This window comes from Kribbella sp. NPDC054772, assembly GCF_053611945.1.
Genome location: NZ_JBSHBJ010000002.1, coordinates 104,805 through 129,280, shown reverse-complemented (window position 1 = coordinate 129,280; position 24,476 = coordinate 104,805). Strand labels below are relative to the sequence as shown.

At 68.7% G+C, this 24,476-nt stretch carries 22 protein-coding genes and 1 pseudogene; 16 read left to right on the top strand and 7 right to left on the bottom strand.

The genetic code is table 11. The features are described 5' to 3' along the window. Positions 1 to 9: 9 nt before the first annotated feature. Positions 10 to 750, bottom strand: a complete 741-nt coding sequence (locus tag ACWGID_RS03505) for a DUF554 domain-containing protein (RefSeq protein ID WP_452194028.1) — start codon at positions 748 to 750, stop codon at positions 10 to 12. Positions 751 to 876: 126 nt separating this feature from the next. On the opposite strand from ACWGID_RS03505, the gene ACWGID_RS03500 reads away from it, so the two are divergent. Next, the gene (locus tag ACWGID_RS03500) at positions 877 to 1,476 is read left to right on the top strand and encodes an N-acetyltransferase family protein (protein WP_452194026.1); all 600 of its coding nucleotides are present in this window, start codon (positions 877 to 879) and stop codon (positions 1,474 to 1,476) included. Here the strand turns inward: ACWGID_RS03500 and ACWGID_RS03495 are convergent. Next, a complete protein-coding gene (locus ACWGID_RS03495) occupies positions 1,439 to 1,858 on the bottom strand; it encodes a hotdog fold thioesterase (RefSeq protein WP_452194023.1) in 420 nt (139 codons plus the stop codon). The two genes, ACWGID_RS03500 and ACWGID_RS03495, sit on opposite strands and share 38 nt — an antisense overlap. 84 nt (positions 1,859 to 1,942) lie before the next feature. Here ACWGID_RS03495 and polA point away from each other — a divergent pair, with 84 nt between their 5' ends. After that, positions 1,943 to 4,657, top strand: coding sequence for a DNA polymerase I (polA, locus tag ACWGID_RS03490; protein ID WP_452194687.1), 2,715 nt, complete (start codon positions 1,943 to 1,945; stop codon positions 4,655 to 4,657). 4 nt (positions 4,658 to 4,661) lie between these two features. Beyond that, complete coding sequence (locus ACWGID_RS03485) at positions 4,662 to 5,507, top strand: hypothetical protein (RefSeq protein ID WP_452194021.1); 846 nt, start codon at positions 4,662 to 4,664, stop codon at positions 5,505 to 5,507. On the opposite strand, the gene ACWGID_RS03480 is transcribed toward ACWGID_RS03485, so the two are convergent. After that, complete coding sequence (locus ACWGID_RS03480; protein ID WP_452194019.1) at positions 5,491 to 5,970, bottom strand: NUDIX hydrolase; 480 nt, start codon at positions 5,968 to 5,970, stop codon at positions 5,491 to 5,493. The genes ACWGID_RS03485 and ACWGID_RS03480 overlap by 17 nt on opposite strands. 37 nt (positions 5,971 to 6,007) lie before the next feature. Next, positions 6,008 to 6,847, bottom strand: coding sequence for a helix-turn-helix transcriptional regulator (locus tag ACWGID_RS03475; RefSeq protein WP_452194017.1), 840 nt, complete (start codon positions 6,845 to 6,847; stop codon positions 6,008 to 6,010). Positions 6,848 to 7,027: 180 nt separating this feature from the next. Here ACWGID_RS03475 and ACWGID_RS03470 point away from each other — a divergent pair, with 180 nt between their 5' ends. The 5 genes from ACWGID_RS03470 (at position 7,028) to ACWGID_RS03450 (ending at position 11,557) form a co-directional block, all read left to right on the top strand. After that, on the top strand, positions 7,028 to 7,441 hold the full coding sequence (locus tag ACWGID_RS03470) for an SDR family NAD(P)-dependent oxidoreductase (protein ID WP_452194015.1): 414 nt from the start codon (positions 7,028 to 7,030) through the stop codon (positions 7,439 to 7,441). A gap of 22 nt (positions 7,442 to 7,463) precedes the next feature. After that, on the top strand, positions 7,464 to 7,700 hold the full coding sequence (locus ACWGID_RS03465) for a hypothetical protein (RefSeq protein ID WP_452194013.1): 237 nt from the start codon (positions 7,464 to 7,466) through the stop codon (positions 7,698 to 7,700). A 220-nt stretch (positions 7,701 to 7,920) separates the two neighbouring features. Next, entirely contained in the window at positions 7,921 to 9,648 is a 1,728-nt protein-coding gene (locus ACWGID_RS03460) for an extracellular solute-binding protein (RefSeq protein WP_452194011.1), read from the top strand. 4 nt (positions 9,649 to 9,652) lie between these two features. Then, a complete protein-coding gene (locus ACWGID_RS03455; RefSeq protein WP_452194009.1) occupies positions 9,653 to 10,576 on the top strand; it encodes a carbohydrate ABC transporter permease in 924 nt (307 codons plus the stop codon). A gap of 6 nt (positions 10,577 to 10,582) precedes the next feature. Beyond that, the gene (locus ACWGID_RS03450) at positions 10,583 to 11,557 is read left to right on the top strand and encodes an ABC transporter permease (protein WP_452194007.1); all 975 of its coding nucleotides are present in this window, start codon (positions 10,583 to 10,585) and stop codon (positions 11,555 to 11,557) included. Position 11,558: 1 nt separating this feature from the next. Here ACWGID_RS03450 and ACWGID_RS03445 read toward each other — a convergent pair whose 3' ends face one another. Continuing rightward, entirely contained in the window at positions 11,559 to 12,815 is a 1,257-nt protein-coding gene (locus tag ACWGID_RS03445; protein ID WP_452194005.1) for a polysaccharide biosynthesis protein, read from the bottom strand. A 96-nt stretch (positions 12,816 to 12,911) separates the two neighbouring features. Between ACWGID_RS03445 and ACWGID_RS03440 the strand changes: the two genes are divergently transcribed. Beyond that, positions 12,912 to 15,617 (top strand): alpha-(1->3)-arabinofuranosyltransferase domain-containing protein, encoded by a 2,706-nt coding sequence (locus ACWGID_RS03440; protein ID WP_452194003.1) that lies wholly within the window; start codon positions 12,912 to 12,914, stop codon positions 15,615 to 15,617. Here the strand turns inward: ACWGID_RS03440 and ACWGID_RS03435 are convergent. Both ACWGID_RS03435 and ACWGID_RS03430 read right to left on the bottom strand, forming a co-directional pair. Then, positions 15,506 to 16,561 (bottom strand): acyltransferase family protein, encoded by a 1,056-nt coding sequence (locus ACWGID_RS03435; RefSeq protein ID WP_452194002.1) that lies wholly within the window; start codon positions 16,559 to 16,561, stop codon positions 15,506 to 15,508. The genes ACWGID_RS03440 and ACWGID_RS03435 overlap by 112 nt on opposite strands. After that, the gene (locus ACWGID_RS03430; RefSeq protein WP_452194001.1) at positions 16,558 to 17,358 is read right to left on the bottom strand and encodes a class I SAM-dependent methyltransferase; all 801 of its coding nucleotides are present in this window, start codon (positions 17,356 to 17,358) and stop codon (positions 16,558 to 16,560) included. The genes ACWGID_RS03435 and ACWGID_RS03430 overlap by 4 nt, the downstream gene beginning before the upstream one ends. 24 nt (positions 17,359 to 17,382) lie before the next feature. Between ACWGID_RS03430 and ACWGID_RS03425 the strand changes: the two genes are divergently transcribed. The 7 genes and pseudogenes from ACWGID_RS03425 to ACWGID_RS03395 form a co-directional block, all read left to right on the top strand. Next, positions 17,383 to 18,255, top strand: a complete 873-nt coding sequence (locus tag ACWGID_RS03425) for a phosphotransferase family protein (RefSeq protein WP_452193999.1) — start codon at positions 17,383 to 17,385, stop codon at positions 18,253 to 18,255. A 252-nt stretch (positions 18,256 to 18,507) separates the two neighbouring features. Then, positions 18,508 to 19,986 (top strand): 30S ribosomal protein S1, encoded by a 1,479-nt coding sequence (rpsA, locus tag ACWGID_RS03420; RefSeq protein WP_452193998.1) that lies wholly within the window; start codon positions 18,508 to 18,510, stop codon positions 19,984 to 19,986. Between the two features lie 143 nt (positions 19,987 to 20,129). Continuing rightward, the gene (gene coaE / locus ACWGID_RS03415) at positions 20,130 to 20,747 is read left to right on the top strand and encodes a dephospho-CoA kinase (protein ID WP_452193997.1); all 618 of its coding nucleotides are present in this window, start codon (positions 20,130 to 20,132) and stop codon (positions 20,745 to 20,747) included. Positions 20,748 to 20,957: 210 nt separating this feature from the next. Continuing rightward, on the top strand, positions 20,958 to 22,094 hold the full coding sequence (locus ACWGID_RS03410; RefSeq protein WP_452193996.1) for a PrsW family glutamic-type intramembrane protease: 1,137 nt from the start codon (positions 20,958 to 20,960) through the stop codon (positions 22,092 to 22,094). Then, positions 22,091 to 23,182: a hypothetical protein gene (locus tag ACWGID_RS03405; protein ID WP_452193994.1), complete on the top strand. Its 1,092-nt coding sequence runs from the start codon at positions 22,091 to 22,093 to the stop codon at positions 23,180 to 23,182. The genes ACWGID_RS03410 and ACWGID_RS03405 overlap by 4 nt, the downstream gene beginning before the upstream one ends. Beyond that, on the top strand, positions 23,179 to 24,096 hold the full coding sequence (locus ACWGID_RS03400) for a hypothetical protein (RefSeq protein ID WP_452193992.1): 918 nt from the start codon (positions 23,179 to 23,181) through the stop codon (positions 24,094 to 24,096). The genes ACWGID_RS03405 and ACWGID_RS03400 overlap by 4 nt, the downstream gene beginning before the upstream one ends. Before the next feature lie 31 nt (positions 24,097 to 24,127). Further along, positions 24,128 to 24,476, top strand: a pseudogene (locus tag ACWGID_RS03395) (hypothetical protein); the annotation flags it as partial.

The following is a 24,476-nucleotide window of genomic DNA, read 5'->3' as shown; positions in this document are numbered from 1 at the left end:
GCTGCTGGTTCAGTTGCGGATGACAACGAGCAACTGAACCAGCAGCGGCGCGACGATCAGCGCCGGCAGCAGGTCGGCGACGGCGACCTGCTTGAGCTTCAGCAGCCGCAGCGCGACACCGATCAGCATGACGCCGCCGGTGGCGCCGAGCGCAGTCACATGCGCATCCGGCAGTACGTCGCCCAGCAGCGCGCCGACCGCGGTCATCGAACCCTGGACCACCAGCACCACCAGCGCCGACGCGGCGACTCCCCAGCCGAACGACGCGGCGAACGCGATCGACGTGAACCCGTCCAGGACCGCCTTCAGGTACAGCTGGTCCGCTCCGCGCCCGAGGCCGTCGGAGAGCGAGCCGAGGAACGTCAGCGGCCCGACGCAGAACACCATCGACGCCGAGACGAAGCCCTCGACGAACGTGCTCCGCCCCTCGCCGCGGTCGAACCGGCGCTGCATCCAGCCGCCGAAACCCTCCAGCCGTTCCTCGATCCGCAGCAGCGAGCCGATGATCCCGCCGATCAGCATCGCGCCGAGCACGATCAGGATCGGCGCGCTGTCGCCGACCGCGGCGCTCAGCGCCCGGTCGCTCACGGTGAGGGCCGACGAGATCGCGATCAGCAGCGTGACCAGGCCGATCGCGTCGGTGACCAGGTCCCTGGTGCGGTGACTGAGGCGGTGCCCGACGAGTACGCCGAGTACCGAGCCGACGAGCACCGTCGCGACGTTCACGACGGTGCCGATTCCGATGAACACCCTGGTCCCTCCGACAGCTGCGGTCAGCTTTGCATGTGACCCCCGACGGCCTACTGTTGCGCGAGGACGAGCGTATCGGCCCGTCTGTTCACCTCGGGGGTGGACCTGAGCGGGAGGGTCGCTGTGGTGGCAGCCGTCGAGGTGCGGGACGCCCAGCCGGGGGATGCCGGCGCCCTGGTCGCTTTGTGGAGTGAGCTGACCACCGCAGGATTGCCGTCCCGGCTCCCCGCCCCGCCGTCGGAAGCGGTCGCGGAGGTTGCCATCAGCAAACACCTCGGCGATCCGCTCGGCCGGCTGCTGGTCGGCGAGCTGGACGGCCAGGTGCACGCGATGGCGTACCTGCGACGGACGGCGGTCAGCCCGCTGCACGAGGACACCACGGTCACGGTCGAGTACCTGCACGTCAGCGAGACCGCTCGGCGGCACGGCCTGGGCAAGGCGCTGATCGCGGAGGCGGTCGCGTGGGCCGAGCACGAGAACTGCGCTCATCTGGCCGTCGTCGCGCCCGCGAGCGCCCGCGAGGCGAACCGATTTCTGGCCCGTCTCGGTCTCGGGCAGGCCGGCGTACTGCGGTATGCGAACACGCACACGGTGCGTCGCCGACTGGCGTCCGAGCAGCCGCCGAACCTGTTGGCCCTGCTCTCGTCGCGACGTTCCGCCGTGGCCCGGCGCGCGCAGCTCGGCGCGGTCAGCTCCCCGGCGGAGCCTGAATCAGCTGGCAAGTGATCCGCGCGGTGCAGACCCGCTTGTCCCGCTCGTCGGTGACGACCACCTCGTACGACGTCGTGGTCCGGCCGAGGTAGATCGGGGTCGCCACGCCGGTCACCACGCCCTCGCGGACCGCGCGGTGGTGGGTGGCGTTGATGTCGACACCGACCGCGACCTTCCCGTACGTCGCCGCGTGCAGCGCGGACCCGATCGAGCCCAGGCTCTCCGCCAGCACGCAGGACGCGCCACCGTGGAGCAGACCGTAAGGCTGGGTGTTGCCCTTGACCGGCATCGTTGCTACGACCCGCTCCGGCGCGGCTTCGCTGACAACGATTCCCATGACCTGGAGGAGCGTCCCCTCCATGCTCATGCCGGGGCCGAGGTTCGATTCATCAGTCACGGGAGCAGAGTACGCGGCTGTGACAGAACTGTCGGTGGGAACCACTAGAGTCGGGTTGTGGCTCCAGAAACGGATACGACGACGATGACAGCTCCGTCCACAGGGGACACCGCGGCCCCGGGCACCGGGCGGCCGCGGATCCTGCTGCTGGACGGGCACTCGCTGGCCTACCGGGCGTTCTACGCGCTCCCGGTGGAGAACTTCTCCACTACGACCGGTCAGCACACCAACGCGGTGTACGGGTTCACCTCGATGCTGATCAACATGCTCCGCGACGAGCAGCCCACCCACATCTGTGTCGCGTTCGACGTCTCCCGCAAGACCTTCCGCACCGAGCAGTACGCGGAGTACAAGGCCGGCCGGTCGAAGTCGCCGGACGAGTTCAGCGGGCAGATCTCGCTGGTCAAGGAGGTCCTGGAGGCGCTCCGGATCCCGACCACTGAGATCGACGGCTGGGAGGCCGACGACATCATCGCGACGCTCGCGACCCAGGCCGACGAGCAGGGTTTCGAGGTGCTGATCAGCAGCGGTGACCGGGACTCGTTCCAGCTGATCAACGAGAACGTCACGGTGCTCTACCCGAAGCGCGGCGTGTCCGAGATCGCCCGGATGGACCCGGCCGCGATCGAGGAGAAGTACGGCGTCGGCCCGCGGCTGTATCCGGACCTCGCGGCGCTGGTGGGGGAGCAGAGCGACAACCTGCCGGGCGTTCCCGGGGTCGGTCCGAAGACGGCGGCGAAGTGGCTGAACCAGTTCGGCTCGCTGAACGACGTGGTCGACCGGGTGAACGAGATCAAGGGCAAGGCCGGCGAGTCGCTGCGTGAGCACCTCGCCGACGTGATCCGGAACCGGCAGATCAACGAGCTTGTCCGCGACCTGAGCTTGGATGTCACGGTCGACGACCTGGCCCGCACGCCGTGGGACCGGGACAAGGTGCACACGCTGTTCGACAGCCTCGAGTTCCGGGTGCTGCGGGAGCGGCTGGTCGCCGAGCACGAGGAAGTCGACGCGACCGTCGACCACGGCTTCGACCTGGACGGCACGCAGTTGAAGCCGGGCGAGGTGGCGGCCTGGCTCAAGGAGCATGTGAGCGGCGACGAGCGGGTCGGCGTGGCGGTGCAGGGCAGCTGGGGCGGCGGCACCGGTCAGATCACCGGGCTGGCGCTGGCGAAGACGTCCGGCGCGGCGGCCTGGTTCGACCCGACCACGATGACCCCCGACGACGAGTCGGCCTGGCAGGCCTGGCTCGCCGACGAGAAGCACCCGAAGGCGCTGCACGACGCGAAGGGTCCGCTGCTCGGCTTCCTGGAGCGCGGCTGGACCCTCGGCGGCCTCAGCTCCGACACCCAGCTCAGCGCGTACCTGGTTCGTCCGGACCAGCGTGCCTACGACCTCGCCGACCTGACCGTGCGGTACCTCAAGCGCGAGCTGCGCAACGAGGAGGCGGACAACGGCCAGCTCAGCTTCGACGACGTCGAGGGCGGCCCGGCCGCCGACCACACGATGCTGCGCGCCCGTGCGATCGCCGATCTCGCCGACACCCTGGACGCCGAGCTCGAGAAGCAGGCCGGTACGGCGCTGCTCGCGGATGTCGAGCTGCCGCTGATCCAGGTGATCGCCTCGATGGAGCGCGACGGGATCGCGGTCGACCGGCCGTACCTGCAGGAGCTCGAGGAGCGGTTCGCGACCGGCGTGCGCGAGGCGGCCACCGCGGCGTACGAGGTGATCGGGAAGGAGATCAACCTCGGGTCGCCGAAGCAGCTGCAGGTGGTGCTGTTCGACGAGTTGCAGATGCCGAAGACCAAGCGGACCAAGACCGGTTACACCACGGACGCGGACTCGCTGCAGGCGCTGTTCGAGAAGACCGAGCACCCGTTCCTGGCGTACCTGCTGGCGCACCGGGACGCGACCCGGTTGCGGCAGACGGTGGAAGGGCTGCTGAAGACGATCAGCCCGAAGGACGGCCGGATCCACACCACGTTCAACCAGACGATCGCGGCGACCGGCCGGCTGAGCTCCACCGAGCCGAACCTGCAGAACATCCCGATCCGCACCGAGGAGGGCCGCCGGATCCGGCAGGCGTTCGTGGTCGGCGAGGGCAACGAGTCGCTGATGTCGGCGGACTACAGCCAGATCGAGATGCGGATCATGGCGCACGTGTCGAAGGACGAGGGTCTGATCGCCGCGTTCAACTCCGGGATGGACTTCCACTCGGTGACCGCGTCCCGGGTGTTCTCGGTCGAGCCGTCCGACGTGACCCAGGAGCAGCGCGCCAAGATCAAGGCGATGAACTACGGGCTCGCCTACGGCCTCTCGGCGTACGGGCTGAGTCAGCAGCTGAAGATCGGCGTCGACGAGGCCAAGGGCCTGATGGACGAGTACTTCGAGGGCTTCGGCGGGGTCCGGGACTACCTGCGGTCGATCGTCATCGACGCCGGGAAGACGGGTTACACCGAGACGATCCTGGGCCGCCGGCGCTACCTACCGGACCTGACCAGCGACAACCGGCAGCGGCGCGAGATGGCCGAGCGGATGGCGCTGAACGCCCCGATCCAGGGCTCGGCCGCCGACGTGATCAAGATGGCGATGCTCAAGGTCGACAGTTCGCTGCGCGGCTCCGGCCTGAAGTCCCGGATGCTGCTCCAGGTCCACGACGAACTCGTCTTCGAGATCGCGCCCGGCGAGCGGGAGGCGCTGGAGGAGCTGGTCCGCCACGACATGGGCCACGCGGTCGACATGGCCGTCCCGCTGGACGTCTCGGTCGGCGTGGGCCGCACCTGGCACGAGGCCGCTCACTAGCACCGTGGAGCCGATCCGGCCGTTTCGCTGGGACCTGATCCGGCCGGACCACCTCGGCTCGCTACTCGACGACGTCGAGGTGTGGGAGCTGTTCTTCCTCGAGGACCTGGTCCGCTGTGCGGCCCGGGTCCTCGGCCAATGCGGCAACGGCGAGCTGTACTTCGTCGGCCGCTCGGTCGACAGCCTGTTCGACCTCTTGAGCGGCGCGCTGGCGGACACCGCGTGGAGCTCACGGCTGCACCCGCTGCCGCTGTCGTTGTTCGGCATGGACGGGCGGGCCGTCACCGGCGCGGAGCTCTGCCAGCTTCGCACCAACCTGGCTGCTGCCGGTCTCGCGCCGTCCGACCTGATGCGCGGCCGGCCGACAGTCTTCGTCGACCTGGTGTCACAGGGTTCGACCTTCGAGAACCTGTACGCCGTCCTCCGCCGGTGGATCGAGGACGAGCACGCGCAGTGGGACGTGATCCGGCGACTGCTCCGGTTCGTCGGGATCACGCCACGCACGAAGACCAGCCCGAACACGTGGCGCTGGCAGCAGCACGCCGACTTCGCGGGCGAGTTGCCGGCGTCGGCGATTCGGAACGTGTCGCTGGACGGGCGCCTGTGGTCGTACTTCGGTGACTACCAGTACAAGACGGCCGCCTCGTTCCGGCGTACCAGGTGGTCGGATCCGGAGGTCGCGGATCCTCGGCGTGACGAGAAGACACGGATGGCGCTCGCGGAGGCGGTGCGGGTGGTCGCGGCGGGAAAGTCCGCCAAGGTACGGCGGCAACTCGCGGAGCTGCTGACGAAGGAGCCGGCGATCCGCGAGGGCTGGCTCCGGGAGCTGCAGGTCAGTCTTCGGGCGTGATGTAGACCGGCGTCGGGTCGGGGGAGAGGGCGTGCTTGATGCAGGTGTGCTCCCGGTCCGTCAGCTCGGGTAGGTCGTTCAGCGGCCACCAGCGGACGTCGAGGGACTCGTCGTCGTTGACCCTGGGCTCGCCACTGAGCGGCCGGCAGCGGAAGCAGATGTCGAGGAACTGGACCTGGTCGCCGTTCGGGTAGCTGGCGGGCGGGAGTGACTCGAAGCTGACCAGGCGGTCGATGGCTGCCTCGACGGCGGTCTCCTCCTGGATCTCGCGGATCAGGCCGACCGCCGGCTGCTCCCCGGGCTCGAGGATCCCGGCCACCAGGGACCAGCGCCCGTTGTCCGCGCGCTGTACCAGCAGCACCTCGTCCGCGTCGTTCAGCACCACCGCGGTGAGGCCGGTGAGCCAGAGCAGGTCGTGCCCGATCTTCTCGCGCAGGTCGAGGATGAACTTCGGGGTCGGCATACGCCCGACCCTACCGGCGCCGGAGCGATCAATGCTGTCAGTGGATTGCCTGCGCTCCGATCACGGACAGCAGCTGCAGCTTCTCGTAGCTCTCGCTGCCGGGATGGGCGGTGTAGACGAGCAAGCGGTGTGACTGCCCCGGATCCAGCAACGACTGGCAGTTCAGCTCCAGCGCGCCGACCTCGGGATGGACGAAGCGCTTCACGTCGTTCGGACGGACGCCGACCTCGCGGTCGTCCCACACTCGCCGGAACTCCTCGCTCTGCTCCAGGAGGAGCCGGGCGTACTCCGCTCCGCGGGACTCCGGCCCGCGGAGCGTGACGACCTGCCGCAAGCCAGAGCAGAACATGCGCGTCAGGAACGGGTGGTCCTGCGGGGCGTAGAGCTGTCGCGTGCTCGTGTCGGTGAACCATCGGTACCCGATGCTGCGGGCCGGGCCGGTGTAGCTGGTCGTGTCTCCGGTGAGCGCGACGCCGAGCGTGGTCTGCCGCAGCGTCTCGCCGAGCTCGGTGACGATCTCCGCCGGGGTGTCGTCGAGGCGGTCGAGGATGCGGAGCAGGCCGGGACTGATGTGCTCACTCGTCGTTCCGCGGGTCGGCGGGTTGTGCCCGGCCAGCCGGAACAGGTGATCGCGTTCGTCGAGCGAGAGGTGGAGCCCCTGCGCGATCGAGGCGATCATCTGCTCGGACGGCTGAGGTCCGCGTTCCCGCTCGAGGCGCGAGTAGTAGTCGGTCGACATGTGGCACAGCACGGCCACCTCCTCGCGCCGCAGCCCGCTCGTTCGGCGGCGCTGTCCGCGCGGCAGGCCGACGTCCTCCGGCTGCAGCAGCTCGCGACGGCGGCGCAGGAACTCCGCCAGCCCGGTGCGATCGATCACGACGCCTCTCCTCCTCGGGGTGCTGCCTCGTTTCTACCGTTTGCGGGCCGCTAGCCACGGACTGCCGATCCCCCCGTGATGTGACGAGCCTGGGATCGGGAGGCCGTGGTTACCGCTTCGCTGCCGACCGAGGATCGGTACTGGGCGCTACTTGGACCACCACGAGAAGGAGCAGAACCAATGCGACGTACGCCGATCGACATCAGCGTTCCCGACCTGTCGGGGAAGCGCGCCGTGGTCACCGGCGCGAGCGACGGGATGGGGCTCGGGATGGCAACACGGCTGGCCGCGGCCGGGGCGGAGGTGGTCCTGCCCGTCCGCAACCCGCGCAAGGGCGAGGCCGCGATCGCCGCGATCCGGCGAACGGTGCCGGAGGCGAGCGTGTCGCTGCGCAGCCTCGACCTGTCGTCGCTGGAGTCCGTGGCGGCCCTCGGCGAACGTCTGCGCGACGAGGGACAGCCGGTCCACCTGCTGATCAACAACGCGGGCGTGATGACACCACCGAACCGGCAGGCCACGGCCGACGGGTTCGAGCTGCAGTTCGGCACCAACCACCTGGGTCACTTCGCGCTCGCGCCCCGAGCTCGGCCGTAGCCAGGACACGCCGCAGGTTCGTTTGATCCGGGCACTCTCGGCCCGCGGCATCCTGATCGGCACGGTCGATAGCGCCAAGCTCCCGGCCTTGATGGCCGCGACCGGAGCAGGCACCTTCTACGGGCCAGGCGGCCTGGGTCAGCTCGGCGGAGGTCCGGCAGAGCAGCGCCTGTACCCACCGCTCCGCAGCCGCGCGGACGCCGAGCACATCTGGCGCATCTCCGAAGAGCTCACGAAGACCACCCTCCCCACAGCTTGACCCGTCCAGCGCTTGCAAGAAACGTACGGGTGAAACGTTCAGCGGTAAACGCTTTCATGCAAGATCCGGACAGTGGTCGGCCGATTTCGGTCGGTGACCGCCGACCTCTTCCGTAGCGTCCTGATCTATGTCATCCTCCCGGGCAAAGATCCGAGATCCTATCGGATATCCCCTATCAGCATCGGGAGGCGGGATGCGGGAAGACCTGAGGACCACTCCGGTGAGACGACGGGCAGTCGTCGCCGGAGCGCTCGGGATCGCGGCAGCGGGCGGCAGTGGCCTGCTGAGTGGTTGCAGCTCCGGCGCGGCCGCGACCGGTGCCGCCGCGGACAGCCTGAGTGCGCCGCCCACCGAGCTCGGCCGGGAGCGCACCGGCATCAACTACCCGCCCGGGTACGTCGGCCCGCGGGCCCGCGAGCGCCGCGCGGTCGTGACCGAACCGGCCACGTTCACCATCGTCGTACCGCAGAGCCTGACGGTCGGCGATTGGGCGAAGAACGAGTTCACGCGCTGGATGGAGCAGCAGACCGGTATCCGGATCCAGTGGCGCCAGGTGGCCGGCAAGGGCAATGACGCCGAGACGATGACGAAGGTCAACGCGATGATCGCCGCGGGCGACGTACCGGACGCGTTCCTCGGGATCACGTTCACCCGCTCGCAGCTCTACCTGTACGGCGCGCAGAACCTGTTCGTGGACCTGAACCCGTACCTGGACAAGTACGCGCCGAACCTGCAGCACGCGATGAAGGACTACCCCGAGGCGCGCAAGCTGATGGTGTCGCCGGACAAGGGCATCTACAGCTTCCCGGACATCAACGACTGCTACCACTGCCGCGCGTCGAACGGCCGCGCGCTGCTGAACACCGAGTGGTTGCGCAAGGTCGGTCTGGACATGCCGACGACGACCGACGAGTTCCGTGAGGCGCTGACCGCGTTCAAGAAGGCCGATCTCGCGGGCAACGGCAAGACCATCCCGTTCGGCGGCTACAAGGACGCGCCGCTGGACACCTACTTCATGAACGCGTTCGTCTACAACCCGGGCGACCCGTGGCTGGTCGTCGACGACGGCAAGGTCGGCGTCTCGTACCTGAAGGACGAGTGGCGCGAAGGCCTGAAGTACCTGCACGGCCTGTACCAGGACGGCCTGCTGGCGAAGGACATCTTCACCGCGAACGAGGACCAGATCAAGCGGTACGGCGACAACCCGGGCGGCCCGATCCTCGGTGGCGCCCGCGTCTACTACTGGGGCTCGTGCATGACGCTGGACCTGTCCGACCCGAACGCCCGCTGGCGGCAGTACCGCACGATGGAGCCGCTCAAGGGACCGGAAGGCGTGCAGGTCGCGCCGTGGGACTACCTGAAGGTCGGCCTCGAGGTGTCGACCCTCGTCGTCACCCGCAAGTGCAAGCGCCCGGACCTGCTGGTCCGCTGGGCCGACTACCAGATGGACCTCGAGGTCGTGCTCCGCTCGTACGCCGGTCCGGACATCCGCTGGTCCGCGAAGGGTGACAAGGGCATCAACGGCAAGCAGTCGATCTACGGGTACGACTCCTGGAACACCGACGCCACCAAGGGCAAGACCTGGGACCAGTTCGGCGTGATGTACCGCTCGGGCGACTTCCGGCTGGCCGAGCGGGTGAACCCGACGAAGCCGACGTTCGAGTCGCCGCTGTACGAGCAGAGCCGGGACTACCTGTTCCCGCACAAGCAGCCGATGGAGCAGCAGTTCCCGCCGGTCACGCTGGAGGCCGACCAAGCCGCGCAGGACGCCGAGATCGGCCTGAACCTCAAGGGTGAGGTGACCACGTCACTGGCGAAGTTCGTCACCGGGAAGCTCGACCCGAACGACGACGGCCAGTGGAACGACTACAAGGACCGCATCAACCGGATCGGACTGAAGCCCTACCTGGAGATCCAGCAAGCCGCCTACGAGACCTACCAGGGGTGATCTGATGGCCACCGCAACCGCCACACCGGGTGGCGCGCCCGCTCCGGTGAAGGAAACCCGGTCCGACCGGATCGTGTCGATCTGCAACTACACCGCCCTCGGCCTGTTCACGCTGGCCGTCCTCTACCCGTTGGTCTATGTCCTGAGCGCGTCGCTGAGCGACCCGAAGAACGTTGTCTCGGGCAAGGTCTGGCTCTGGCCGGTGGGCTGGAGCACCGAGGCGTTCAAGGCGATCTTCGACTACGACTCGATCGTCAGCGGTTTCAGCAACTCGGTGATCTACGCGATCGGTGGTGCGCTGATCGCCACCGCGCTGACCCTGCTCGCGGCGTACCCGTTGTCCCGGAAAGGGCTGCCGGGCAAGGGCCTGATCATGGGGCTGTTCGTGTTCACGATGATGTTCAGCGGCGGGCTGATCCCGACGTACCTGGTGGTGGACCGGCTCGGGCTGATGAACACCCGGTGGGCGATCATCCTGCCGGGCGCGCTCGCGGTCTGGAACATGATCATCACCCGGACGTTCTTCCAGTCGACGATCCCCGAGGAACTCAACGAGGCCGCGAAGGTCGACGGCTGCACCGACTTCGGGTTCTTCTGGCGGATCGTGCTGCCGCTGAGCAAGCCGATCATCGCGGTGAACCTGCTGTTCTACGCGGTCGCCCAGTGGAACTCCTGGTTCAGCGCGCTGATCTACCTGACCAACGAGCACCTGTTCCCGCTGCAGATGGTGCTCCGCCAGATCCTGATCCAGAACCAGTTCGACCCGTCCCAGGTCCGCGACACCGCCGAGCTGATCCGGATGAAGGAACTGCAGGAGCAGCTGAAGTACTCGCTGATCGTGATCGCCACCATTCCGCCACTGCTGATCTACCCCTTCGTGCAGAAGCACTTCGTCAAGGGGGCCATGGTCGGCTCACTGAAGGGCTGACGCGCAATGGCTACAGACACCTTGGTACGTCGTACTCCCGCGCACAGCTCGACGCGGCAGAAGAAGGAGGCGCTCGGGCTCGGGGCGCGGATGCGGCGGCACTGGCAGCTGTACGTGATGCTCGCGCTGCCGTTGATCTGGCTGGCGCTGTTCGCCTACTGGCCGATGTACGGCGCGATCATCGCGTTCAAGGACTACAACGTGATCGACGGCATCTTCGGCAGCCGGTGGGTCGGCTTCAAGCACTTCGAGCGGTTCGTCGAGTCGTACCAGTTCGGGCGACTGCTGAAGAACACGCTGATCCTCTACACCTACGAGTTGCTGGCGACGTTCTGGCCGCCGATCCTGCTGGCGCTCGGCCTGAACATGGCGCGCCGGCGCTGGTTCCGGCGGTCGGTGCAGCTGATCACCTACGCGCCGCACTTCATCTCGACGGTGGTCGTGGTCGGCCTGATCGTGGTGATCGTCGACCCGAACAGCGGCGTACTGAACCAGGTCCTCGGGCACTTCGGGATCGGGCCGATCGACGTCCTGAGCGACCCGAGCTACTTCCGGCACCTGTACGTCTGGTCAGGCGCGTGGCAGACGATGGGGTTCTCGGCGATCATCTACCTCGCCGCGCTCACCAGCGTCTCGCCGGAGCTGCACGAGGCGGCGATCGTCGACGGCGCGTCCCGGCTGCGACGGATCTGGCACATCGACCTGCCGGCGATCCGGCCGGTCGCGGTGATCCTGCTGATCCTGAGCATCGGGTCGATCATGTCCGGCGGGTTCGAGAAGGTCCTGCTGCTGCAGAACACGCTCAACCTGCAGACGTCGGAAGTCATCGACACCTACGTCTACAAGCTGGGCTTCGCGTCGCAGGTGCCGCAGTTCAGCTACGCCGCGGCGATCGGGCTGTTCCGGTCGGTGATCGGTCTCGCGCTGCTGGTGATGGCGAACACGATCGCGCGGCGCTTCTCGAAGTCCAGCCTGTGGTGAGCTAGCTCGATTGGCGGTGCAGGCCGGTCGCCAGGCCGGCCGCGAGCACGAGGGCGCAGGTGCTGGTCATACCGGCCAGCACCTTCACCCCGTTCAGACCGGTGGCGGCGCCGGTGCCGAGCACGATCACGGCGGCCACCACGAGAACGACCAGCCCGATCCAGATGGCGAGCGCCGTGCGCTTCTCCTGCTGCGCGATCGCGGCGTACACGACCAGCTGGAGTACGGCGTACGCGGAACCGGCGACCGCGAACAGCCAGGTGTAGGGACCGAGTGGCGCGTACTTCTCCTTGCCGCCGATCACCTCGACGACCAGGCCGGGCAGGATCAGCGTCCCGGCCACGGCGCAGGCTCCCAGGCCCGCGACGGCGAAGATCGCGCGGCGCAGCCGGCCGGTGTCGCCGGGGGAGTTGGCGAGCGACGGGAACACCAGGACGATCACGAACTGCGGCAGGAACAGGCAGGCCTTGGCGATGATCAGACCCGCCGCGTAGTACCCGCTGTCCTTCTCGTCGAGCAGAGCGCGCGCGATGAGTACGTCGGCGTTGGCGAGCGCGAAGAAGGCGAGCAGGGTGTGCGTGCCGTGCACGGTCTCCCGCAGTACCTCCCGGATCTCCTTGTGGGTCGCGCCGGTCGATCCGCGCAGGAAGAACTGACCCAGCAGAGCCGGTACGGCGGCACCGACAGCGAGACCCGCCATGGCCCAGTCGAGCGACGGGTGCACGACCAGCGCGCCCCCTCCGAGCACCAGACGGCCGATGCCGCTCGCGGTGTAGACCGCGGCGAGCTCGGTCCAGCGCTGGCTGCCCTGGAGAACGCCGAGCTGCGAACCCATCAGCGTCAGGCCGCCGAGCGTCGGGGCGAGCAGCACGATCGCGACGAAGGAGTCGATGTTCAGCAGCCACATCAACAGCGGGGTGATGACGATGCTGAGCAGCGTCAGACCGAGTGCGGACCGGCGGCCCGCGCGCAGCGTCGCGTCGGCGAGCTCCTTGGCGCCCTCACCGGTGTGAGTGGCGAGCTGACGGGCGCCCGTGGCCTGCAGACCGAGTGACGCGACGTTGCCGATCAGCAGTAGGCCAAGCAGCGCCGTTATCGCTCCGAACTGCTCCGGCATCAGCCGGCGGGACGCGATCAGCGTGAATCCGTAGGCGGCGATGTTCATGATCGCCATCGCGACGGCGACGACCGTGGCACTGCGCAGGAAGGAGGTGCGTGGAGCCTGCGGTTGCGGCGTCGGGGTGGTACCAGAAGTCATACTGCCGCTGCCTCGGATCGTTCGATGACGTTGCCGGACCTCACGGTACGGCAACGATGCCGTCGGGGACCTGCCGGATCCGTTAGTGTCCCGCCGGTGAGGAGGCTGAAAGCGGGTAGTTCGGAGCAAGTGGTCTGGCGGGCACGACTGGTGCTCGGATGCTTGGCTCTGATCGCGCTCTGCTTCCAGCAGTCACCCGGCAAAGTTCTCCCGGACAGCAGGCTCGAGCTGACTGCCGGCCCGCGCGGCGTCCTGTCTCGCGCTCTGCATCTGTGGGACCCACACACCGCATTCGGGCAGTTGCAAACCGACGCCTACGGCTATCTGTTCCCCATAGGTCCCTTCCACTGGCTGCTCGACACACTGTCCGTGCCGGACTGGGTCACACAGCGCCTCTGGTGGTCACTGGTCGTCTGCGTCGCCTTCCTCGGCATGTGGAAGCTCTGCAACGTCCTGCAGTACGGCGTCCAGTGGACGCGCCTCGTCGCTGCCCTGCTCTACGCCCTCGTGCCGCGGACGTTCGGTGAGCTCCCGATCGAGGTGTGGCCGATGGCGATGGCTCCGTGGGTGCTGATGCCTCTGGTCTCATCACGGGTCCGGTCCGGCTGGTGGCGCGCCAGTTGGTCCGCTGTGGCGTTCGCACTGATCGGTGGAGCCAATCCGGTCGCGAGCGCTGCGACTCTCGTCGTACCGGCGGTCTGGCTGGTGCGGCAGCGCAAGCTGAGGCTCGGGCTGGGCTGGCTCGGCTTCGTCGTCGCGGCGTCGATCTGGTGGCTCGTCCCACTCGCGCTGCTGATCCGGTACGGCGCTGCGCCTGAAGCACCGCGGTGGGTACCGGTCGCCGGCGTGGTCGTCGGGATGCCGCTGGCGTTTGTCGTCGCGCACTACCTACGGCGGCTGGCCACTGTGTCGGTCTCACGAGGACTTCACCGCCGCGTCGTACCTGTCCTGGTCACCTGTGTGGCAGTGGCTGCGGCCGTGCCAGTCGTGTTCATGCGGCAGGACGCAGCGATGGCAGCGATTCCGAAGCACTGGGACGAGGCAGCGGCCTGGCTGGACGCGCAGTCCGCTCCCGGCAGTGTCCTGCTGCTGTCGACGGCGACCGAACCGCTCGCCGCGCTCGTCGACCGACCGATGGCTGGGCTCACGGATGACGTCAAGAGCCGCGTCGACTCCGGTGTGGGCGACCAGACGCTGCGGCAGGAGCTCACGCGCAACGGGGTCCGCTACGTCGTGGTGCGCAACGACGTCGCGGACGGCACGCCGGCGTTGGCGATCCACGAGAGCCTGGCCGACGCAGGCATCGCGCGGGTCGCGTACTTCGGTCCGGCCGGCCAGACCCGCCTGCCGTACCCGAGTGTCGAGATCTACGACGTCGGTGCGACGTCAGCGGGGCGGCTGATCCCGCAGTCGCGGCTCGTGGCAGTCGGAGGCACGGCTGACGACGTACCGACCGTGGTGACCGCGCTCGGTGGTGACGGGGGAGCGGTACTGCGCGCGGACGCGGACGGCAAGCTCGATGGGCTGCCGCAGATCGCGACCGACCCTCCCGACCAGGCGGGCGGCAAGCAGCCGAGCGCAGTGGTGCTGTCGAACCGGGGGATCGGGCGGTCCAGTTGCCTGCACGTGGGTACGCGCGCGGTGTGCGATCCGGACCAGGCCAAGGTCTCGGACGAGCCGAACGGCCTGTCCCGGAGCGTGGAGCTGCCGCAAGCCGCGTCGTACCAGGTCCGTGGGACGGCGTTGCCGCAGGACGGCGAGACGCTGGAACGGCTGCTCGCCGTACCCGGAGCGATCACCGCCACCGCGTCCTCGCGGGCCGTCAGCGCACCGGAGGGGCGGCCCGGCGCGGCCGTCGACCGTGACCCGGGGACGAGCTGGACGGCGAGTCCGGACGACCCGACGCCGAGCCTGACGCTGCAGTTGCCGACGGCAAGGGAGGTGCACGGGCTGCGGTTCGGGTCCGACGCGTACCTGAACGGCTCCCGGCCGGCCGAGGTCAGCCTGCGCTTCGACGGCGGCTCCCCGGTCCGGCTCACGGTCGGTGCCGACGGGTCCGTGCAGTTCACCGCCCGTCCCGCGCGGACGATCCAGATCGACTTCACCGCGACGAAACCGCTGCAGGACACCCGGCGCAGCCCGGTCGGTGTGACCGAGATCGAGGTGCTCGGTGCGGACGAACTGCGCAAGGCCGTCGACCCGAACCGCCGCGTGCCGTCGTACTGCGGAAACGGGCCGGCTGTCCGCGTGGACGGCGTACAGGCTCGCACCGAGGTCGCGGCGACGATGCGGGAGCTGCTGCAGCGACGACCGGTGTCGTTCAGCCTGTGTGCTCCGGCGCCGGCCCTCCCGCTGCGGTCCGGGCATCACAAGGTGGAGGTGCTGGCCAACGGCGGACTGGTGCCGACCGAGACCACACTGGCGAAGGCAGGGTTCGGCGACGTGTCGGTGACACCGGTGCAGGGCGTGGACGTCTGGCGTCCGAGCCCGACCGCGCTGACGGCCGAGGTGCCGGGTGCGGCCGAGCAGTCCGTGCTGACGATCGCGCAGAACTACAGCGACGGCTGGGAGGCGTACGACGGCAGCGGGCGGAAGCTCACGCCGATCCGCGTCGGCGGGTGGCAGCAGGGCTGGATCCTGCCGGCCGGTCCGGAGCAGGCGGTCACGGCCGGCTTCATGCCCGACCGGACTTACCGGGCCGGACTGCTGCTCGGGTTCGTCGCGCTGCTGTCGGTCTTGGCGACGGCGGTGTTCTTCCGTCGCATGCCGAAACGCACCACTGGCCGCTCGAAGAAGCGGTAGCTGACCGCTGCGAGCACTACCGAAAGCAGCAGCGTCAGAGGTAGCTGGAGCGCGAACGGTTCTTTGAGCAGTCCTAGTACGACGAACTGGTACGCGACAACGCCGTACGAGAGTCGGGCAGCGATCTGCGCCGGGCGACTGCCGAGGAGACGGACTGTGCCTGCCGTCGGCGTCAGGATCGGGAAGAGCACGCAGGCGACGATGACCGTGTAGAGCAGGTTCTTGATGAGTGCCTGCGCCGGTGTGGCGATGGAGTGGTCGTACGGTCCGGCAATCGGGGTCGCGGCGACCAGGAGGAGCGCGGCGGCGATTCCCCAGAGCGTTCCGGGGACTCTGGTCAGTGCGTCGAGTGTGGACGGTCCGAGCCGACCTGTGGCGCGGGCCACCTGCCAGAGTGCCAGCCCCATACCGACCGCGAACCAGCCGAGGTACCCGGGCAGCCACAGGCCGGCATCCGGCTGATCGGTCGCCGTGACCGCGGCCATCCAGACCGGACCGATGACCGTGAGGCCAAGCAGGACCAGGAGCCGCCATTGGACGCTCCGGCGCGTGGGCCGCTCGTACCCGGTCAGCAGCCTGCCCAGACCGGGCAGGAGCAGATAGAAGAGGAACGGCGTCAGCACAGCCCACTTGAGGTACGTCGTCGCGGGGTGCTCGACGAACACCAGCGACAGCACCACGGTGATGAGCAACGCGGGCAGGATGCGCAGCGCGCGCCCACGGAGGTACGGCAACGTCAGCGGCGGCTCGGTGCTGGAGAACCACGCCAGCACGTGAGGGCGGTAGAGCAGGAACCCGGACACCGCACAGAAGATCGCCCAACCGACATCCAACCGCGACACCACGCCCGCGAAGGGTGCGTGCGTCTGCAGCCCGACCTGCGACACGATCACCGCCAGCGCGGCGATCACACGCAGCCCGTCCACTGCCGGGAACCGGGTCATCCGCCCGCTCCCTTGTGAGCGGTCCAGATCGCCGTACCGGGAACGAACTGCCCGCGTTCGGGACCCCAGCCGCCCCAGATCAGCTCGTGTCCGGCCGGCCACTCCGGCTCGAGCAGGTCGTCGACGACGAACCCGGCGCCGGTGAGCTCACGGATCCAGTCGCCGGTGGTGCGGTGGTGCTCGGCGTACACCGGCGTACCGGAGGCGTCGACCTCGACGTACGGCGTCCGGTCGAAATACGAGTGGGTGATCCGCAGGCCGGCCGGTGACGGGTCGTCGGGCATCGTCCAGCGGAACGGGTGGGTCACCGAGAAGACGAGTAGGCCCGCTGGTTTCAGTACGCGTGCGATCTCGCGGAACGCCGTACCCACGTCGGCGACGAAGGGGAGGGCGCCGAAGGACGAGCAGGCGATGTCGAAGGTGGAGTCGCGGTAGGGGAGTGCGACGGCGTCTGCGGCGACCGTGCGGACCGGGGTGCCGGTGCGCTCGTCCAGGGTCTTGGCGATGCGGAGCTGCTCGACCGAGATGTCGAAAGCAGTCACGTTCGCGCCCTGCGTCACCAGCCAGCGGGCGCACTGGGCCGCACCACAGCCGACCTCGAGGATGCGCTTGCCGCGGACAGGTCCCAGGAGCTGCGCCGACTCCTCGTCGACGCCCTCGGGCGACCAGATGAACCTGTCGTCACCGAGGAACTCACCGTGCTCCGCCAAGTACTCATGAGCCACCGCGTCCCAGTACGTACGACTGGCCCGCGAGGTCTCCACCTCGGTCAGCTCAACCCGTACCGGCTCATTCACGCGCCACACTCTAGTGTCGGGGCCATGAGCGACTTCGCAGCCAGTGCCGTTCCGTTGACGGGTGGGTACGGCGGGCAGACGTTCGCGGTCAGCGCGGGCGGTGAGGACGCCGTACTGAAGTTCTATGTGAAGGACCCGGAGCGGGCCGTTGTCGACGCTGCACTGCTCCAGCTGGTCCGCGGGCTGCTGCCCGTGCCACAGGTGCTGGAGCTGAAGCGGGAGGGGTCGTACGAGGACCCGCCGTACCTGCTGACCGAGCGGCTGCCCGGGGTGAACCTGCAGGTCTTCCTGGAGACAGCGACAGCGGAGCAACGCCGTACGGTCGGTACGCAGCTGGGGGAGTTGCTGGCGCGGCTGAGCGGTATGCCATTCCTCCAGGCCGGCATGTTCCGAGGCAGTGAGCTCAGCGTGGAGCCGTTCGGACTCGGCGACCTGACGGAGTACGTCGCAGGACTGAACCTGAACCTGGGCGACGGCTTCACCACCGTCATCGCCGAGGCAGAGGACCTCCTGGACGGCGGCGTCGACCGCGTCTGCCTCGTGCACAGCGACTTCAACCCGAAGAACCTGCTGGTCGACCCCGGTACGGCGCGGATCACCGGCCTGATCGACTGGGAGTTCAGCCACGCCGGATCGCCGTACGCCGACCTGGGCAACCTGCTGCGGTTCAACGAGGACCCGGTGCTCGCCCGGGCTGTGCTGGACCCGCTCCGTGGGCTGGGCCTGGGAGAACCGCTCGTGGACCTCGGCCGGGCGGCCGATCTGTGGGCGCTGCTGGACCTGGCCGAGCGGGCCGCGGAGCACGAGGTCGCGGCCGCGGCGCACCGCCTGGCCTCCCGGATGGCGGACACCAGGACACTCGCCGGCGGCCGTCCTGGCGTGGACGTCGTACATTGAGATCAGTGGTACGTCGAGAAGCACTCGGCGGGCGTCCGGGAGGTACCGGGTGCCCCAGGTTGTGCTGTCTCCGTCAAGCCCGGTATTCTGTGAGATGCGCTATGGGCCCGCGCGACCTCGGACCGAGCAGGCTCGTGACTCGCAGCAGTCGGTGGTGAATCTGTCGTCTTCAGGCAATCCCGCGGTTTGGTGCGATCCAAAGGAACATGGCGCGACCGCACGACACCACCAGTCCACGGAGCAACCCACCACATGACGGCCAGCATCGAGGCTCCCCTCGACCCCGCAGTTCGCAGCACCCCGCAGGTAGCGGTCAATGACATCGGGTCGGAGGAAGACTTCCTCGCGGCGATCGATCAGACCATCAAGTACTTCAACGACGGCGACATCGTCGAGGGCACCATCGTCAAGGTCGACCGGGACGAGGTCCTGCTCGACATCGGTTACAAGACCGAAGGCGTGATCCCCTCCCGCGAGCTGTCGATCAAGCACGACGTCGACCCGAACGAGGTCGTCAACGTCGGCGACCACGTCGAGGCCCTGGTTCTCCAGAAGGAGGACAAAGAAGGCCGCCTGATCCTCTCGAAGAAGCGCGCCCAGTACGAGAAGGCCTGGGGCACGATCGAGAAGATCAAGGAAGAGGACGGCGTCGTCACCGGTACCGTCATCGAGGTCGTCAAGGGTGGACTCATCCTGGACATCGGCCTCCGCGGCTTCCTCCCGGCCTCGCTCGTCGAGATGCGCCGGGTCCGCGACCTCCAGCCGTACGTCGGCCAGGAGATCGAGGCGAAGATCATCGAGCTGGACAAGAACCGCAACAACGTGGTCCTGTCCCGCCGTGCCTGGCTGGAGCAGACCCAGTCCGAGGTGCGGATGAACTTCCTGACCCAGCTGCAGAAGGGTCAGATCCGCAAGGGCGTCGTCTCCTCGATCGTCAACTTCGGTGCGTTCGTGGACCTCGGCGGCGTCGACGGTCTGGTGCACGTCTCGGAGCTGTCCTGGAAGCACATCGACCACCCGACCGAGGTCGTCGAGGTCGGCCAGGAGGTCACCGTCGAGGTGCTGGACGTCGACATGGACCGCGAGCGTGTCTCGCTGTCCCTGAAGGCGACCCAGGAAGACCCGTGGCAGCAGTTCGCCCGGACCCACCAGATGGGCCAGATCGTGCCCGGCAAGGTCACCAAGCTGGTTCCGTTCGGTGCGTTCGTCCGCGTGGAGGAGGGCATCGAGGGTCTGGTGCACATCTCCGAGCTGGCCGAGCGGCACGTCGAGATCCCGGAGCAGGTCGTCCAGGTCAACGACGACGTCATGGTCAAGATCATCGACATCGACCTCGAGCGCCGGCGGATCTCGCTGTCGCTCAAGCAGGCGAACGAGGGTGTGGACCCGGTCTCGGACGACTTCGACCCGACGCTCTACGGCATGACGGCGACGTACGACGACCAGGGCAACTACATCTACCCGGAGGGCTTCGACCCGGAGACGGGCGAGTGGCTCGAGGGCTTCGACGCGCAGCGTGAGGAGTGGGAGCGGCAGTACGCCGAGGCCCACACGCGCTGGGAGGCCCACAAGAAGCAGATCGAGGAGGCCAAGACGGCCGACGTGGAGGCCGGCGAGGCTTCGACGTACTCCTCGGCTGCTGCCCCGAAGGACGACGCTCCCGTCGAGGGTGCGCTCGCTTCCGACGAGGCGCTGCAGGCGCTCCGCGAGAAGCTGACCGGCCAGGGCTGATCAGTTCGACCCTTCGAGACCCCCGCATCCGGTTCCGGGTGCGGGGGTCTCGCACGTCTGACCGGCCCTTCTCTCCCCCTGGCCCTCCATGGTTCGGGACGGTGGCTCATCGGCCGCCCGGAGCGGGTCGATAGGGTGCAGGCGTGCTGAGAGTGGGACTGACTGGGGGCATCGGTGCCGGGAAGAGTGCGGTGTCGTCGCGCCTTGCCGCGCGAGGGGCCGTGGTGATCGACTCCGACGTACTCGCGCGTGAAGTGGTCGCGCGGGGGACCGACGGGCTGGCCGAGGTGGTGACCGCGTTCGGGCCCGGCGTACTGACGGCCGACGGTGACCTTGACCGGCCGGTTCTGGGGCAGATCGTGTTCGGCGACGAGCCCGCGCGGCGGAAGCTCGAGGCGATCATTCATCCCCGGGTCCGCGCCCGGGCGGCCGAGATCGAGGCAGGTGCCGCGCCGGACGCGATCGTCGTCCACGACATCCCGTTGCTGGTGGAGACCGGTCAGGCGGGCACGTTCGACCTGGTTCTCGTGGTCGACGTACCGGTCGAGGTCCAGGTGGAGCGGCTCACCGCCCAGCGCGGCATGGCTGACGAGGAAGCGAAGCGACGGATCGCCAGCCAGGCCTCCCGGGACGACCGGCTCGCGGCCGCGGACGTCGTCGTTGACAACTCCGGCAGCCTGGTCGACCTGGACCGCCGTCTGGACGAGGTGTGGGCCACACTCGCGGACCGTCAAGGCCACGGTCCGGACACGAAAAGGTGACCCTTGCGCGGTAAATGATGATTCCGGGACCGGCTGTTAGAGAATCTGTCCCGGTTCGGCCCGGTGCGACCCTGCGCGTCCCGGCCGGCCACCGACGGCGCGCCCCGCGCCGGTCCGGACGTCCGAGGTTGGGAGGATGGCGTGGTCTGTCCGCGCTGCAGCTCTGACGTCCCCGAGGTATCGCACTTCTGCCACCACTGTGGCAACGACATGCGGACCGGGGATGCCGAGCGCAAGAAGGCGTACGCCGCCAGGCCAGATGAGCCGGTGGCGTCGTTCAAACTGGTTTCGACGATCATGCCCCAGGGGTCCGGCAAGCAGCCGTACACCTACAAGGTCGCGCTGGGCCTGGCCCTGCTGCTGACCGTCCTGACCGCCGCGCTTGGCGCGCTGCCGGTCGCCATCATGATCGCGGCCTTCGCCATCCCGATCGTCTACATCATCTATCTGTACGACGTGAACCTCTGGGAGGACGAGCCGGTCCCGGTCGTCGCCGCGGCGTTCGTGCTGACCGGCGTACTGGCGGCTGTCTTCACCTGGTTGTGGAAGGACAAGCTGGCGCTCTCGCTGGACACGATCGGCGGAAACAGCGCCGGTCCGTCCGTGCGGGACCTGCTGATCCTGCTGTTGCTGGTGCCGGTGGTGTCGGAGCTGATCCGGCAGATCGGCCCGCTCTACCTGGCCTCGCGGCCGCGGTACGACGACCTGATGGACGGCTTCACCTTCGGTGTGGTCGCCGGTGTCGGGTACGCCTGCTTCGAGACGCTCGTGCTGCACTGGGGCTGGATCAGCGGCGGCTTCGCCGGTCCGGGCAGCAGTGCCGGCACGTGGATCTCGATCGTGCTGCTGCACGGCTTCATCAAGCCGCTCGTGTACGGCTCGGCCACCGGTCTGGCCGGCGCGGAGTTCTCCGGCCTCGGCGAGGGGTACGACGGGTTCACGCCGCGCTGGGTCGCCGCTCTGATCCAGGCGATGGTGGTGAACGCGCTGTTCCAGGGTGGTGTCTACCTGCTCGGTTTCGTCGGCGGTCATGGCTCGACGATCGGCTCGGTCCTCGGTGTCGTCTGGGGTCTAGCGCTGCTCGGCGCACTGATCATCCGGGTCCGGACCGTGCTCCATACGGGTCTGCTCGAGGCGGCGCTGGAGTCGGCCGCGCGCGGTGGCTCCAACCACGCGTCCGGCGACCTGGCGTTCTGCTCGCGCTGTGAGATGCCGCTGCTCCCGCAGTCCGACTTCTGCTCCGCCTGTGGCAACTCGGTCCGTTCGGTACCGAAGTCCGCTCGCGGGGTGGCGGCACCGATCGGCGCCAGTGGGTACGAAGCGACGACTGGGGAGACGCAGGCATGAGCAACCAGCAGCCGCCGTACGGCGGCCAAGGCGGACAGCAGCCGTACGGCGGTCAGCCGGGGCAGTCCGCTCCGCAGGGTCGGCCAGGCCAGCAGCCGCCGGGTCAGCAGCCGCAGGGTCAGCCTGGCTACGGGCAGCAGCCCCAGGGCCAGCCCGGGTACGGCCAGCAGCCTGGGTACGGGCAGCAGCCGCAGGGCCAGCCTGGGTATGGCCAGCAGCCGCAGCACGGCCAGCCGGGTTACGGGCAGCAGCCGGGGCAGGGCCAGTACCCGCAGCAGGGCCAGACCTTCCCGGGTCAGCAGCAGTACCAGCAGCAGCAACAGGGCTACCCCGGCCAGCAGCAGTACCAGCAGGGGTATCAGGGCCAGCAGCAACAGTACGGCGGTCAGCAGCCGTGGGGCGGCCAGCAGGGTGGTCAGCGGGCGCAGCGTAAGAGCGGCCCGAACAAGACCCTGCTGCTCGCCGGCGGTGGCTTCGTGGTCGTCGCGGTGATCGGCGTCATCCTGGCGTTCGTCTTCGGTGGCGACGACAAGAAGGCCGACCCGAGCCCGACCCCGACGACGCAGCCGACAGGGCAGCCGACCACGAAGCCGACGACCGGCCAGAGCACCGAGCCGTCGAGCGGTGACGAGGGCATCGAGGTCGCCGAGGGCGTCTACGTGAAGCCGCAGCCGGGGTACATCCGGAAGAGCCTGGACGGGTTCAACGGTGTCTACCTGCTGAAGCAGGGCGAGGCGTACTTCATGGTGAACGCCTGGAAGGCCGAGGACGGCGAGACCACCGACACGGTGCTGCCGAAGCTGCTGAAGGCCGAGACCAAGGACCTGTCCTCGGTGAAGACCGGCGATCCGAAGGTGACCAAGCCGGGGCCGGACGACAAGACGCCGGTCAAGGTCGTCACCACCCAGAACTTCGACGCGGTCTCGACCAGCCAGAACGGCAGTATGCCGGTGGTCGGCTTCGTCGGCGTGGTCGAGCGGAACGACGGCGTGATCACGATCATCCGGGTGTACGGGCGCAAGGACAAGGTGGCGTCGATCCGGACGGACTCCGACGCGATGCTGCTGTCGGTGGTCAAGAGTCAGTGAGCGGCAAGCGCGACAAGGGCGGCGCCAACCCCTGGGTGAACGAACCCGGGCCGGAGGTGGAGGCCGACGAGCCGGAGAACCAGCTCCCGCCGTCGCCGTGGAACCTCGAGGTCCAGCCGCCGCCGTCGCCGTGGGGCGACCAGGCGTCCGGACCTGGCCCCGGACCCGGTCCGGGGCCAGGTCCCGGTTCCGGTCCGGGGTCCGGGCCTGCGACCGAGACGTCGTCGGCCTGGGGTGACAAGGTCGGGCCGCCGTCGCTGCGGCGGCCCGCGCCCGAGAAGAAGAAGTTCCAGATCCCGCCGCTGATGATCCCGATCGGTGCCGGCGTGATCGTGGTCGTGCTGGTCGCGGTCGCGCTGGTGCTGCTGTCCGGCGGCGACAAGAAGGCGGACCCGTCTCCGTCGCCGAGCACGACCGGTACGCCGACCGCCCCGAAGTCGTCGTACCAGCCGCCGCCGAACGCGCTCCCGGTCGGGTTCGGGGTTTCGCTGGTGCCGCTGCAGGGCTGGACCGTGGTCACCAAGGAGACCCAGGGCAAGCAGGTCGCGACCTACCCGCCGAACGACAACATCAACGCGCGGGCGTTCTTCTGGGTGCGCCAGAAGCAGAACGTCACCGCGAACGCGTACCTGCTCGGGATCGTCGAGGGCGAGACCGAGGAAGAGGTCGCGCAACTCGGCAACGTACGGAACCTGCCGTGCCCCAAGGACGTCTTGGTGGAGTGCGTCGCGATCGACTACACGTCCACGGTCAAGGAGAAGGGCGAGGACGTGAAGGTCAAGGGCTCGGTCGAGGTGTACCGGCGCAAGGACAACGTGGTCACCGCGCTGGACTTCCGGACCCGGGTCGACTTCGCACCGAAGGCCGAGGCGGACGCCGCGATCATGAAGAAGTCCGTGCTCGACAGCCTGTGACGGATCCCCAGAACTACCGCGAGGAACAGCCATGAGTCAGCAGTACGGCACCCAGCCGGGCCCGCCGCCCGCGCCCGCCGCCCCCCGTGGCCCGGGCGGCCCCGGTGGTCCTGGTGGTCCCGGTGCCTGGGGCCCCGGGCCGACGCGCCCGAACCGGCCGCAGAAGTCCAACCGGACGGCGTGGATCCTGATGGCCGGTGCGATCGTCGCGGCGTTGCTGGTGGCGACCGGAGTGGTGCTGCTCGTCAACGGCGGCGGGGACGACAAGCCGGCGTCGCAGCAGACGCCGAACCCGGTCGGCACCATGTACACGCCGTCGGGGGGCGCGCCCCCCCCGCACGCACACAGCCGCGGCCGCACCGAGGCGCGCGGGGGGGCGG

What these genes read in the sequence shown, in the direction of transcription:
- polA (WP_452194687.1), top strand. Translation starts at nt 1,943, where the DNA reads ATGACAGCTCCGTCCACAGGGGACACCGCGGCCCCGGGCACCGGGCGG.
- ACWGID_RS03480 (WP_452194019.1), bottom strand. Translation starts at nt 5,970, where the DNA reads ATGCCGACCCCGAAGTTCATCCTCGACCTGCGCGAGAAGATCGGGCAC.
- ACWGID_RS03470 (WP_452194015.1), top strand. Translation starts at nt 7,028, where the DNA reads ATGCGACGTACGCCGATCGACATCAGCGTTCCCGACCTGTCGGGGAAG.
- ACWGID_RS03455 (WP_452194009.1), top strand. Translation starts at nt 9,653, where the DNA reads ATGGCCACCGCAACCGCCACACCGGGTGGCGCGCCCGCTCCGGTGAAG.
- ACWGID_RS03450 (WP_452194007.1), top strand. Translation starts at nt 10,583, where the DNA reads ATGGCTACAGACACCTTGGTACGTCGTACTCCCGCGCACAGCTCGACG.
- ACWGID_RS03445 (WP_452194005.1), bottom strand. Translation starts at nt 12,815, where the DNA reads ATGACTTCTGGTACCACCCCGACGCCGCAACCGCAGGCTCCACGCACC.
- ACWGID_RS03435 (WP_452194002.1), bottom strand. Translation starts at nt 16,561, where the DNA reads ATGACCCGGTTCCCGGCAGTGGACGGGCTGCGTGTGATCGCCGCGCTG.
- ACWGID_RS03425 (WP_452193999.1), top strand. Translation starts at nt 17,383, where the DNA reads ATGAGCGACTTCGCAGCCAGTGCCGTTCCGTTGACGGGTGGGTACGGC.
- rpsA (WP_452193998.1), top strand. Translation starts at nt 18,508, where the DNA reads ATGACGGCCAGCATCGAGGCTCCCCTCGACCCCGCAGTTCGCAGCACC.
- ACWGID_RS03410 (WP_452193996.1), top strand. Translation starts at nt 20,958, where the DNA reads ATGCGGACCGGGGATGCCGAGCGCAAGAAGGCGTACGCCGCCAGGCCA.
- ACWGID_RS03405 (WP_452193994.1), top strand. Translation starts at nt 22,091, where the DNA reads ATGAGCAACCAGCAGCCGCCGTACGGCGGCCAAGGCGGACAGCAGCCG.